We start from the raw sequence: 12,741 nt of genomic DNA on the forward strand, positions 1-12,741 counted from the left end.
TTAACAACATTGTGGCATTGTGAAGCGGCTTGAACAAGCCGAAGACGGTGTTTTGAAAAGATTTCATAATATGCAACCTACGCTCACTTAAGCTGAAGGTTGCATATTATTGTGGCGCGATAGTTTACGATAACCATTGAATAGGGTTGTTAAATAGATAGAGTCAACTTGATGTTACATTTGCACCGTAAAAATAATATCTTTACCAGCAACAACGCTGCCTTGAGCCTTATCTAATTGTTTAACGTCTTCCATATTGGCCAGCACTACCGGAGTCAGTAAACTGTCGACTTTGCCGCGTAAATAGGCAAGGTCGAAAGACAAAATCGGTTCACCGGCTTTAACTTGCTGACCTTCTTCGGCCAAACGTTTAAAGCCATTACCTCGCAGTTCAACGGTTCCAACCCCAAAGTGCACAAACAGTTCAAGCCCTTGTGGAGACTCAATGCTAAATGCATGGTTGGTTTCAAAAATTTTACCTATGGTGCCATCTATCGGAGCGACAATAAATTCGCCCTTTGGGTCGATAGCAATGCCATCGCCAACAATTTTTTCAGCAAATACCACGTCGGGTACTTTTTCAATTGCAACAATATCACCAGATACAGGTGCATAAATGGCAATACCACCTGTTAATGGTGGTTGGCCAGAAATAAGTCGTCTAATACGGCTTAAAAATCCCATAAGAACAAGCCTCTTTTATTAATATTTTTATGCGGTTAATTGTAAACGGCTCTGCGAACTTTACCAACTTTATTCGTGCTATTGATTGTAATCAAGTGCAAAAGCGTTAATGGCTGAGCGTATATCAGTAATTCGAGTTAACAAAGCAATGTGTTGTGCATGGCGGACATATTCAGCGTAATGCCCCTTAATCAATGCCACTTTTACATCTAATAAATTAGCTGGGTTGATACTCAATTCATCAAGCCCAAGTCCGACTAATAAAGGTAAGACGCGTGGATCGCTACCAAGTTCACCACATAAAGAGACTTTAACGTTTGCCTTTTTACAGTGGTTTATGCTGATGGAAATTAACTGGATAACAGCAGGTGACAGAGGCGGATATTGTTTGGCTAAATGCGGATTAGTACGATCGGCCGCTAAAGTATACTGGGTTAAATCATTGGTGCCGATACTGACAAAATCAAGCAGTGGCAGCATGCTGGGTAGGTTCATAACTGCTGCTGGGGTTTCAACCACAATGCCGTAACTCAGGGTACCAAAACCTTTTTCTTGTTCAATTAACTCCGCTTTGGCACGTTCAATTAATAAAAACGCGGCGTCAAGTTCTTCAACCTGGCTAACCATCGGAAACATTAATCGAACTTGGCCATGGTTTGCCGCCCGAAGTATCGCTTTTACTTGGGGGATAAAGGTCTCTGGGTGCGCCAAACTATAGCGAATACCACGAATACCAAGGGCTGGGTTGTCTTCGTTATTTTGCGGCAAACAAGGGATCTCTTTATCTGCGCCAATATCAAACGTTCGAATAGTCAACACGTCGCCTTGTAAACTATGCAGAGCATCGCTATAGAGTTTATATTGTTGCTGTTCATCGGGTAGCGCTTTAGCATTCATCAATAAAAATTCGGTACGAAACAAGCCAATACCTTGTGCTCCGACTTCGGCTGTATGAGATATTTCACTCAGATTACCCACATTAGCCAGCAAAGTGATCTTATGACCATCAAGGGTTTGACTGGGCTTATCTTTATAAATCATCAATGCTTGACGACGCAGCAATTCTTGTTGTTGTTTTTGCTTTAACTGGTCGAAAAGTTCAGGTGATGGGGCGATATGTAACTCACCTGACATACCATCTAAAATGAGCTGCGAGCCATCTATGATGAGGTTTTCAGATTGTGAGAATTGATAATTAAGTAACGCTGGAATACCCGCTGCCCGAGCTAAAATCGCAGTATGGCTTGTTAGGCCTCCAGATTCGAGAATGAGTCCGGTAATGTGGGTTAGTGGCAATATGGCAAATTCAGCAGGAGTTAAATCATCAGCGAGCAAAATGGTGTCTTCTGCGAGTGTTGATAAGTCCCATTGCAAATGGCCATGCAAAGCACTGGTGAGGCGTTTAGCCAAACAAATAATATCACCGCTACGATTGGCTAAATAAGGGTCGTCTAATGACGACATTTCTGCTGCATGTTGATTAAAAATCCGATCAACCGCGACAGCTGCGCAAACTCTAAATTGATTAATATGTTGATGTAGTTGCTGCTGCAGCTCCTCATCTTCTAGCAACATAATATCGCTATCAATGAGTTGGAAATTATCACAATCTGGGCACAGGTGATGTTGGCAGTGTTGTAAATGTGCAATCAAGTGATGAATTGCCTGGGTTAACTGTTGCTGTTGCTGGTCAATTTGTTCAATAGAAAGCAGTTTAAAATCGAGTGGTGGCAGTTGGGTGGTAATAGTTAATGCTTTACCAAAAGCGATACCTGCAGATACAACGATTCCATTGATTGACATAACGTTGTCCTATTAACTAAGCGTAATCAGCATTGAGGCTATTTTGTCAACGGCTGCTTGGCCGTGTTCACCTGACGCTAACACCGTCACAGACATGCCTTGGTAAAGGCCTAATGTTTGCAACTTAAATAAACTTTTCGCACTGGCTTGTTTTCCATTACATTCGACCATAATGTCGCAATCAAACTCTTTTGCCTCTTTTACCAGTAATGCCGCTGGACGGGTGTGAATACCGTGAGGAGCAACAATGGTGACCGTTTTTTGATACATAAACAACATACTCTGTAATGAATGACAACTAAATACTCATCGGATTAAGTATCAATATTTCAATAAGCTAGTCGAAAGTACTCACTAGCCATTTGGTTGAAAAATGCTTGTAGAACCCAAGTTTTTAATCTGATGGAGACAATATACCCTAAAGTCAGAAGGGCTAAAAGTGATGTTCGACTCGAAATGATCTGCGATGTAATCATCAAGGATATAAGCCAATATTGGTAGTGCTAAGAATGAGAGGGTTTAGCAGGTAAAAAACTAAGGCTTTTGGGGCTGACATTTGCAATGCTCCGCCTGACAAGCCTTAGTCAATAAATCGTTTTATTAATTATATTTTAAATTGCCCTAGTGTTTTGCTCATATCAACACTAATGGCTTGCAACGATTGCGCTGCCTGGCTGTGGGTTTCGTTAGCGGTTAACGACTGTTCGGTGAGTTCAGAAATGGTATTGACGTTGACATTGATGTCTTCGGTAACCAATGCTTGTTCTTCAGTGGCACTAGCAAGTTGTGCTGTCATGCCACTAATATTATCGATGAGTGCTAGAATTTCGATAATTGCATCGCTTGACTGTACGGCTTTTGACTGTAACTGAGCAGACTCCCGTTGGGTATGAGTAATGCTGTCGATAACCGATTGAATACCCGTTTGGATCTGACTAATAATTTTATTGATTTCATTAGTCGATGACTGAGTTCTATTCGCGAGTGCTCGTACTTCATCTGCCACTACAGCAAAGCCTCGACCATGTTCACCGGCTCGTGCTGCTTCAATGGCGGCATTGAGCGCAAGCAGGTTAGTTTGATCTGCAATACTGCCAATAACATCAAGAATACTGCCAATCTCAGCGGATGAATGACTCAGTGTTAGTGACACTGTTTCAGCTTGATGTAATTCATGGACTAAACTTTGTGTTTGTTCAACGGTTTGTTGCATCAATTTTTGATTCTGTTCCGCTTGATGTTTTACATTAGCGGCACCGTCAGCTGCATCTTGTGTATTTCGTGCCATTTCTTGGCTAGTCGATAACATCTGGTTGATAGCCGCGGCGACACTTTGGGTTTCACTATGCACTTGATTCGCGCTTTGATTAGATGACTTTACGGTGTCTAATAAATGTATGGCTTCATCATTTAAGGTATGCCCGAGCGGTTGCAAATTAGCCACCATATTGGCAATTTTAATCACAAATTGATTGAATGCATCAGCCAATTTAGCCACTTCGTCGTTACCTTCAGTCGACAAACGCTGGGTCAAGTCACCTTCACCTTTGGCTATCTGTTCCATCGCATCGATCGTGACGTTAAGAGGTTGGGTAATGGAATGATTCAACAATAAAAAGAATGCAAAAATAGGCACTGAAATAATCATCATGATAATAAAATAGTCAATAATGATACCCGTCATGCTTTCATTAACATCGTTGACGTTAGCTTGAGTGATTAAGGTCCAATCAAGGGCTGAATAATACTGCGCTGCGACTAATACTGTTTGAGGCTGATTTTGTTGGTCGACAATAGCAAGTTCATTTTGTGCGATGTTGTTTTTTTTGGCGTTAGCGATCAATTGTTGATATGAATTAGAGCCGTTGAATGTTGCTAAATTGGCAAGTGGTTTACCGATAGAGTTTTGATTAAGCGGATTAACAATAATGCGGTCTTGGTTATCAACAATGATAAAAGCTTGATGATCATTAACCTCAATTTGACTGGCAAATTGGCTTAATATTTCAACCGTAGCGTCCGGCTTAGCCAATTTAAACGCATCAAGAGTGCTACTTAATTGGCTGACTTGTCCACTTATCTGCTTATATTTTTCCTCAATTAAATGATTATATTGTTCTTTAATTGAAAAAGAACCGAAAACCACAGTGCCTACAGCAGCTAAAGCTAACATAATGAATAAGCGCTTTAAAATGGTTAAGCGTCTTAATAATCCAATCATCATCAGTCCTAATTCAAACAATCCATACAAAGTTGTGCGATTATAATGAAAATATGAAAAAACACAAGCTTGAAAGATTGTTTTTGTGAGCAAACAGCTGATTTTTACATTTGTTAATTGAATGTGTTTATTTGTAAAAAATTATTGATTATCAAATGATTAGTGTACCATTAAGTTTGATTGGTTAATTAACATGCTAATCGATTGTTTTAATTTTGATTTTTTTTTGATTTACCCGCAAGATTAGCTTAATTAATGGATAAGGTACCTACGTTATGAATTCATCTTCTACAGTCAAAAATGACGACATTTTACTTAAACTTTGTCATTCTGTTTCTCATGTTCTGTCTAGCACTAGTGCGAGCCATATTAGTCATGCTGGGATGGTTCAAAGTATTTCTCGTACCCGTTTAAAGCCTGATTTGGCGTGTTTTTCCATTTTCGACGGCGGCTTTTCAGGTTTAGTTGTTATCAATTTTTCAGCTGCTGCGGCTATTGAAATTTATCGCCGCTATATGATCAACATGGGCATGCCTGAAACAGAACTCGCGTTTTCACATACTTCTGATGATGTCAGTAATGTTATGGGCGAATTAATGAACCAAATTTTGGGTGATTTTATTGGTAAAATATCGAAAGAATTGCAAACATCAATTAGCCAAAGCCAACCTAAAATGTTGGTTATCAATAAAGAGTTAACTATTTCTATCGATACAAACCTCGATAATGCAGTTGCCAGACGAGTGTCATTTAAGACTGAAAATAATCATATTTTTTATCTTGAATTCGCCATGGATAAAACTGAGTTTATACGATCAGCAGACTTTGAAATGGACGAAGAGTTTGATTTGGACTCGTTAATTGAAACTCATGGTAAAACAGCGCAAGTCAGCACTGTAAAATCAAAAGATGTATTAAATGATCCCAATATTAAAGGCATTGTTGTCGATGACGCAGATGACTTGCTTAGTGAACTTGGATTATAAGTAATGCAGATTGAGAGACATAACCAAATAAGCAATTCATCTTGGTTGTTTCTCTCGATTTTGGCCATCTTGGTTGTTAATTTCTTTATTGAAGCTCTTTAAAGACATTCAACTTATAGCGTTAGAATCTTATTACCAGAAAAATTTATTGTTTATTATTTAAGAAGTGACGGTAGACCTTTTCATCTAGGCCAATTGTTGGACACGTTAACCCTTTATCTCTTACAGTTGAAACAGTCATCTTGCCATCAGTGATAAACACTGCTTGTGATTGTAATGAGCATTTATCAATCGCTTTCACTTGCCATCTTTTGAGTTCATCTAAAGCTGCAGGCGCACCAGCAACAATATAAACTTTCACATTATTGTATTGATAAAAATAACGCCCATCGTCATTAACCTTTACGAGAGAACATGGTGTTTTTAGTTGTAAAGAAATATGTTGAGTATCTTTATCGAAAACGCATTGCCCTGAATCATCGTTCAAACTGACATGAGCGTTAGCACATGACATTAACAATAATGATCCGAGTAAACCAAATGGTCGAATCATGCTGACATTTCCCAGAACCATATTTGCTCTCCTAAATTAAGCCAGTCAGGATCTCCAGCCTTTAAATATTCACCATCCCATAAATCAATATGATCAGTATTTCCCCAACCATTCATTATAAAAACAATGCCTTTTTTATCTTTTAAAACAGATAGAGCATCGTTTTTAAGGACTTGTTTGTTACCAACAAATGTACAGCTAGCAGAGTCAATCCAATTTGCAAGTTCTTGTGCAGCAAGGATATGCCTTGGTGTATGTTTTAAACCAGGATAACAGCGACGTTGAGGATACATTTTATCAAAAGATGAAATATCGATTCCAGACGCTTCTAATGACACACCCATACGGATAGCACATTGATTAGCGAATAATGTTTTGTCGCAAGGGTTGCTGGGATAAGGATGGTTAACCCATAATTTATTAAATTGAATAAGCATGTTACTAAGTCCTTTTAAATGAATAATTAACAATACCACCTTCTTAATGTTAAAAAAATTACCCATAGTAATTACTGATAACTTAACTTAACATATGATAATAGATACCTAAAACCAAAGTAAATGATGTAGTTAACTACCCCCATTTACGTATTCAGCTAGCTTAAGTTGGCTCATTACTATGAAATGATAGAATTATGAATAAATATTTTAAGTGAATAAACTACAATATTTATAAATTTCATAATAGTAGAGGCTAACTATTTTTTTAAATCATTATTAAAAGCAAATGTGGGTACTTTCAGTTTCAAACCTTCACCCATTAACTAAAGGCGATGCAGAGAAATGACATCTAAAGCGACTTCTATTGATATAGCTTACCGTGCAGGCGTGTCGCAATCGACTGTGTCTCGCGCGTTAAGAAACAGTCCGTTGGTAAATTTAGAAACGCGGCAGCGTATTCAAGCCATTGCAAAAGAACTCAATTATAAAGTCGATAAAAATGCCAGTAACTTACGCATGCAAAATAGCCATACGTTAGCATTGCTAATTTGTGAAGATCCTACTAACGATGAGTCGATGATCAACCCATTTTTTCTCTCTATGCTGGGTTCGATTACTCGAGCAACCGCCCGTCAAGGTTATGATTTATTGGTGTCATTTCAGCAGCTTTCAACGGATTGGCATGCAGATTATGAAGACAGCAATAAAGCCGATGGTATTATTTTATTAGGTTATGGCGATTATATGGATTATGCCCATAAACTTGATAAGCTTATCGAAAAAAATACTCACTTTGTTATCTGGGGAGCTGAGCATAACAATAAAGCGGTGTTGTCTATTGGTTGCGATAATCATCAAGGTGGTTTTGTGGCCACGGAGCATTTGCTCGGGTTAGGGCATAAACACATTGCGTTTTTAGGTGACTCGTCAAGTCGCAGCCCTGAATTTCGCGACAGGTATTTAGGTCATGTTGATGCTTTAAAATCTACCGGTATCGAAGCCGACAAACAGTTACAGCATGACGCTATTAATACCGAAGCCTCTGGCTATAATGCCGCCAACGTATTATTAGATAGCGGCGTGACATTTGATGCTATTTTTACTGCGAGTGATCTTATTGCGATAGGGGCGGTTCGTGCATTGAAAAAGCGCGGTGTTGTAGTGCCAGATCAAGTTGCTGTAGTGGGATACGATGATATTCCAGTGGCCAGTTTTGCCAATCCGGCGTTAACAACCATAAAGCAAGATACTCAGTTCGCAGGTGAAATACTTGTCGAAAGTGTGTTGAAGTTAATCCGTGGTCAAGAAGTTAGCCAGCGATTAATCAAGACCCATTTAGTGGTGCGTAGTTCATGTGGTGCAAATGTTGAAGATAATTAGATAATTAGATAATTAGATAATTAGATAATTGATATTAAGTGCATTGAATACTTTATGTAGTGCTATTTTTGTTTATTTACAGAAGCTTGGCAAACTAATGCTCTGAGTTAAGAACACTTATTTTACAGTAACAACTTACGTGCTCATATCATTAAATCGCTTTCAAATATGTGTGTAATTCCTGCTATTCAATTGTTTTTTAAAGGATAAGTTTTTTATGGCCGGTGCCAGTTTATTAACCCTATTAGATGATATTGCGACTATTCTGGATGATGTGGCGGCAATGAGTAAAGTGGCTGCACGCAAAACTGCGGGCGTTCTGGGTGATGATTTAGCCTTAAATGCACAACAAGTGTCGGGTGTTGCTTCTGATCGTGAACTGCCTGTGGTATTTGCGGTGGCGATGGGATCATTTAAAAATAAAGTGATTTTAGTGCCGATGGCCATGCTGATCAGCGCATTTATTCCATGGGCTATAACGCCTTTATTAATGTTTGGTGGTTTGTTTTTATGTTATGAGGGCTTTGAAAAAGTCTATCATTCACTAACACATAAGCGTGCTCCTGTGATTGATGACGATGCGGTAGTCGCCAAAGCAAAAGCGGATATCGAAGATTTAGCCGCATTCGAAAAAGAAAAAATAAAAGGGGCTATTCGTACCGATTTTGTCTTATCGGCTGAGATCATCGCTATTAGTTTAGGTGTGGCTGCACACATGGATCTAATGGGGCAATTTTTAACCTTATGTGTGATTGCCATTGTGATTACGGTAGGGGTATACGGTTTAGTAGCAGGGATTGTTAAAATCGATGATCTTGGTTTGTTTCTGGCTCAGCGTAAGCCAAGTGGAATAGGGCATAAATTGGGTTTAGGATTAGTATCTGCTGCCCCTTACTTAATGAAGGTCCTGACATTTGTCGGCACTATTGCCATGTTTATGGTCGGTGGCGGTATTTTAACTCACGGAATTCATGTGGTATCTGAATGGATTGTGCATGCAGAAACGCTGGTTAGCCAGGTGAGTCTTGTTGGTGACGTTTTAGGGCTATTAACCCCAAGCGTGTTGAATGCACTATTTGGTGTTGTTGCTGGTGGTTTGGCGGTATTATTGATGAACGGTGTGACCAAGTTACTGCCTGCAAAAGATTAGTTACTGCCTGCAAAAAACTAGTTAATGCCAGCAAAAAGTTAGTTAATCCAAGTATTTGTTGTGGTAAGCAATGATGGGTAAAAACATACGAAAAAAGCATAGTCCATGACTATGCTTTTTTCGTGGTATTGACGATAACGACGATGTTAATCAGTCTCTTAGGACTAAACCGTTAAATTATCGGGACTGTCTGGATTTGGTACTGTTTTTGGATTTGGCCCATATTCGTTGTCATCTTTACTGTTAAAGCACATCACAACCAGTAAAATTAATATGCCAAGCAATGGAATAAATATCAATAATAACCACCAACCAGAATGGTCTGTGTCGTGTAAACGACGGACACTCACAGCGATACTTGGGATCATGATGGCGAGTGAATAAATTGAGCTTAATACCCCTGCACCGTAGACGTCGCTGTAAAAACCGACACCCATGTCTAATAGCGTCAGTACGATACTGATCACCGCACTGATTAATCCAAACATCCAGTATTCTTTACGACGTGCACGGCCGCTAAAATCAAAATACTGCTTCAATACTTTTACATACCAATCCATTTGTTGTTCCTTAACGTTAACTTTTATTAATCCGGTGTATTTGTAACAAGATAGTGTTGAATTAACAAGGTTTATTCAACATACACACAAAAAATAAAGCCGTTGTGAGTCACAACGGCTTATTGAACAAGCTAATAATAATGCCATCAATATACTGCGATTAATACAGTGCTATTTAGCGAGTGTTTGTTGTACAACAGGGTAAAAGTCCCATACTTTTTCATCGGTCATCGAACGCACCAATTTAACGTATTCAGCATGGGTCCACGCTAGCGGTGTTGCTGAGTTGGTACCTTGGCCCATTTTGTAATTATAACGAGTCGCGTTGCCTACGCCGTCCCAAGCTTGCTCTGGCAACATTAACCCTTGGTTAGCAAAGGTTTCCATGCCTTGAACATAGGTATTGATTAATACTTTCTTCGTGTCAGGGGTTAAGGTGTCATTCGCTTTTGCTAAGGCTAATTCGTAATGACCGCGTTCACCGGTAAAGAAAGGCCATACTCGACCTCGTTGATTTTCGGTGTCGCCTTTTTCAGCGTAGCTAAGACCTGTGACAGTGTCTTCACCATATCCATCGTTACCATAGCGGCGGTATCCTGGTACTTTACTGCCATCTTTGGCGGTAAATAGGTATTTAACTCGTAAGTTATCTTCAAGACCTTGGTTGTCTATTAGCATGACGCTGTTTTTAATAACAGGGTCTTGGGCGTTAACCACACCATAACGGACTAATTCTAAAAAACCACCATCGAGGATCATGCGCTGATCTAAACCAGGTTTACCATTGTTATCGATGAGCTTATCGGTGTTATTAGGGTTACCATTTGGGCTAATGCGCACATAATAAGGTGCAACTTTACCTTTGGCATCTGTTTCACCTAATAAGCCAGTGGTGGTGACCATCGTTGTTTCGAGCTGACTTTGTAGCTTACGCGCTAAATCGGCATATTCAGGTGCTTGTTCATCTTTGGCTAGCGCTCCGATATCACTGGCAGCCACTAAACCCGCAATTACGGCTGCAGTTGTGGATGGAGAAAATCCTGCTTGCTCTTCCCAGCGTTCTTGTTGGGTACTAGGAGGGTTAATTTCAGTGTCATTCCAATCCAGTTTTACTTTGCCGCCTTTAACTAAAAAGTCAGCGGCTGGTTTAAGCATGTCGTTATACCATTGGATTATTTCTGCATCGCTAAGCACACCTGCTTGCCACAGTTTCCAGCCGAGCATGATTGGCATAGCGGTTTGATCTAACTGCACGCCAACCCATTCAATTTCACCATCGACATGGGTTTTCTGTAAAAACCATCCAGGAGTACCTGCAAAACCAGGTGTTTGTTGTTGAACTTGAACCTGCTTTAAATATTCAAAAGCCACTTTTGGTGTTTGAATATCGCCCATGGCTAAAAATGCCATTGCACATTGGTAAAAATCACGTGGCCATACGGCTTTATAGCCTGTGCTACCGACTTTAGCTGAAACGGTGTCGCCCCAAGGATTTGAAAGTGATGCGATTAACGCACCAGCATGGGTTTTATCTTCTTGAGCTTTTAACACTAAGGCGCTGGCATAGAGTAATTTACCGTTATCTGTAGTGTTGCTGCTCATGTCATTTAATGGCTTCAGCGAGGCTAAGTAATCTTTCCAGCCAAGATGTTTATCGTCGCCTAAATACGCTTGTTTAACGGCGTCATAACCCGCATCTAATGTCGCTTGAGTGGTGGCTAAGCTGCTTGCTTTGTCTTTACCAAAACCAATAACCAAATTAAAGCTTAGGCTGTCATTAGCATTGGTGAGGGTAGGGTATTGTGCGGTTAGGGCGACGTTGCCGCCTTGATTGGTGTCGCTAGTGGTTTGGTAATGAGAGTCAAGTTTACCGTTATCTTGTAAATCGACAATACCATCTGATGTGCCGACAAACCCAGCGCTTGCAGCGACAAAATCAACATCTGTTTTAACGGTCATTACCGTTGAATTAGTGTCGCTGGTGTAAGCCACTAGCGATTGGCCTTCAACACTAGCAATGTCATTTGAACCACTGTTATCAATGTGCGGATTGACATAAAGGTGTGGCGTAATGCCAGCCTCAAAAGCAGTAAAGGTGACTTTCATCATCAAGCTATTTCTATCGGGATCGGTAAAAATATGTTTTTCTATTTGGTATTTACCTTCAACATCTTTATTAATGACTTTATAAGCCAGCGATAATGGTCGTCCCATATCATCGGTATCTAAATACTCAATAGTGCTGATAGTGTGGTCTTTTTCAGTATCGACAAAGCCATTGCCAGAGATAATAAATTGCAGTTCTTTAAGCTGGGCATTGTGAATAAGGCCAAACATGGTTTCGGTTAATACGCCTTGAGCTATCGAAAACCACACTTTACTGACAGGGTTTGCAGCTGTGTCTTGATAATGGCCGTTAACATAGGGCTCGTAAGATGTGCCTATGCCAGTTTTTCCTGAGAAAGCCCAAGTAGGTTCTGTGCCTGGCGTACCGGGTGCGACGTTAACAACTTGAGCTTGTGTGTTTACTTGAGTATCAGCTGGTGAGCACGCACTTAAGGCTAGAGCCATCATGCTGGTCGTAACAGCTTTCGCTATGATGCTGCGATGCGTGAGTAAATGTGGTTTTAACATGGAATTCCCCAAAATAATAATCTTAATCTAGGGCCTGTTGATCTTTTAAGGTTGTTTTTGCAGCGAATTGTTGGTCATTTGTACAAGGCAGAGACTTTGTGGTGTAGTTATTCTACATAAAAAGTCGATAACGCAGTAAAAATGACCAACAAACGCTGCCCGAAGGGTTCGGCTAAAAACGTTTTACTCTTTGTTGAGTTACTCTTCGTTAAGTAAAAGTAGCTTAGATTGCTAGGCAGCAATCCGCTCGCCTCGATTAAAACGTTTTTATCTCGAACAAAATTTAACCTGCAAAGATCAACAGACCCTAGTTACCAGTGACAAAGACTG

The 12,741-nt window shown here is 40.0% G+C and carries 11 protein-coding genes; 3 read left to right on the forward strand and 8 right to left on the reverse strand.

Annotated elements, in window-relative coordinates:
* Nucleotides 1–174 precede the first annotated feature (174 nt).
* The 4 genes from crr to GUY17_RS09215 all read right to left on the reverse strand — a co-directional run bounded on the left by crr (nucleotide 175) and on the right by GUY17_RS09215 (nucleotide 4,708).
* Complete coding sequence (gene crr, locus GUY17_RS09200; RefSeq protein WP_011637233.1) at nucleotides 175–684, reverse strand: PTS glucose transporter subunit IIA; 510 nt, start codon at nucleotides 682–684, stop codon at nucleotides 175–177.
* A gap of 78 nt (nucleotides 685–762) precedes the next feature.
* Nucleotides 763–2,487: a phosphoenolpyruvate--protein phosphotransferase gene (gene ptsP, locus GUY17_RS09205; RefSeq protein ID WP_162022946.1), complete on the reverse strand. Its 1,725-nt coding sequence runs from the start codon at nucleotides 2,485–2,487 to the stop codon at nucleotides 763–765.
* Between the two features lie 12 nt (nucleotides 2,488–2,499).
* Nucleotides 2,500–2,757 carry an HPr family phosphocarrier protein gene (locus GUY17_RS09210; protein ID WP_041413537.1) on the reverse strand — a complete coding sequence of 86 codons (258 nt, stop codon included), beginning with the start codon at nucleotides 2,755–2,757 and terminating at the stop codon, nucleotides 2,500–2,502.
* Nucleotides 2,758–3,091: 334 nt separating this feature from the next.
* Nucleotides 3,092–4,708 carry a methyl-accepting chemotaxis protein gene (locus tag GUY17_RS09215; RefSeq protein ID WP_162024329.1) on the reverse strand — a complete coding sequence of 539 codons (1,617 nt, stop codon included), beginning with the start codon at nucleotides 4,706–4,708 and terminating at the stop codon, nucleotides 3,092–3,094.
* 275 nt (nucleotides 4,709–4,983) lie between these two features.
* On the opposite strand from GUY17_RS09215, the gene GUY17_RS09220 reads away from it, so the two are divergent.
* A complete protein-coding gene (locus GUY17_RS09220) occupies nucleotides 4,984–5,694 on the forward strand; it encodes a DUF3334 family protein (protein ID WP_101087609.1) in 711 nt (236 codons plus the stop codon).
* Nucleotides 5,695–5,839: 145 nt separating this feature from the next.
* On the opposite strand, the gene GUY17_RS09225 is transcribed toward GUY17_RS09220, so the two are convergent.
* Nucleotides 5,840–6,247 (reverse strand): hypothetical protein, encoded by a 408-nt coding sequence (locus tag GUY17_RS09225; RefSeq protein ID WP_101087610.1) that lies wholly within the window; start codon nucleotides 6,245–6,247, stop codon nucleotides 5,840–5,842.
* Nucleotides 6,244–6,684 carry a T6SS effector amidase Tae4 family protein gene (locus tag GUY17_RS09230; protein ID WP_082707333.1) on the reverse strand — a complete coding sequence of 147 codons (441 nt, stop codon included), beginning with the start codon at nucleotides 6,682–6,684 and terminating at the stop codon, nucleotides 6,244–6,246. Before GUY17_RS09230 ends, GUY17_RS09225 begins: the two co-directional genes overlap by 4 nt.
* Before the next feature lie 345 nt (nucleotides 6,685–7,029).
* On the opposite strand from GUY17_RS09230, the gene GUY17_RS09235 reads away from it, so the two are divergent.
* Both GUY17_RS09235 and GUY17_RS09240 read left to right on the forward strand, forming a co-directional pair.
* Nucleotides 7,030–8,067, forward strand: coding sequence for a LacI family DNA-binding transcriptional regulator (locus tag GUY17_RS09235; RefSeq protein WP_162022947.1), 1,038 nt, complete (start codon nucleotides 7,030–7,032; stop codon nucleotides 8,065–8,067).
* Nucleotides 8,068–8,284: 217 nt separating this feature from the next.
* Nucleotides 8,285–9,217 (forward strand): DUF808 domain-containing protein, encoded by a 933-nt coding sequence (locus GUY17_RS09240; protein ID WP_162022948.1) that lies wholly within the window; start codon nucleotides 8,285–8,287, stop codon nucleotides 9,215–9,217.
* A 164-nt stretch (nucleotides 9,218–9,381) separates the two neighbouring features.
* Here GUY17_RS09240 and GUY17_RS09245 read toward each other — a convergent pair whose 3' ends face one another.
* Both GUY17_RS09245 and GUY17_RS09250 read right to left on the reverse strand, forming a co-directional pair.
* Nucleotides 9,382–9,777, reverse strand: a complete 396-nt coding sequence (locus GUY17_RS09245; RefSeq protein ID WP_101087613.1) for a DUF805 domain-containing protein — start codon at nucleotides 9,775–9,777, stop codon at nucleotides 9,382–9,384.
* Nucleotides 9,778–9,948: 171 nt separating this feature from the next.
* Complete coding sequence (locus GUY17_RS09250; RefSeq protein WP_162022949.1) at nucleotides 9,949–12,411, reverse strand: glucan 1,4-alpha-glucosidase; 2,463 nt, start codon at nucleotides 12,409–12,411, stop codon at nucleotides 9,949–9,951.
* Nucleotides 12,412–12,741 lie beyond the last annotated feature (330 nt).

Origin of the sequence: Shewanella sp. Arc9-LZ (assembly GCF_010092445.1) — a bacterium.
In the GTDB taxonomy this organism is placed as follows: Bacteria; Pseudomonadota; Gammaproteobacteria; order Enterobacterales; family Shewanellaceae; genus Shewanella.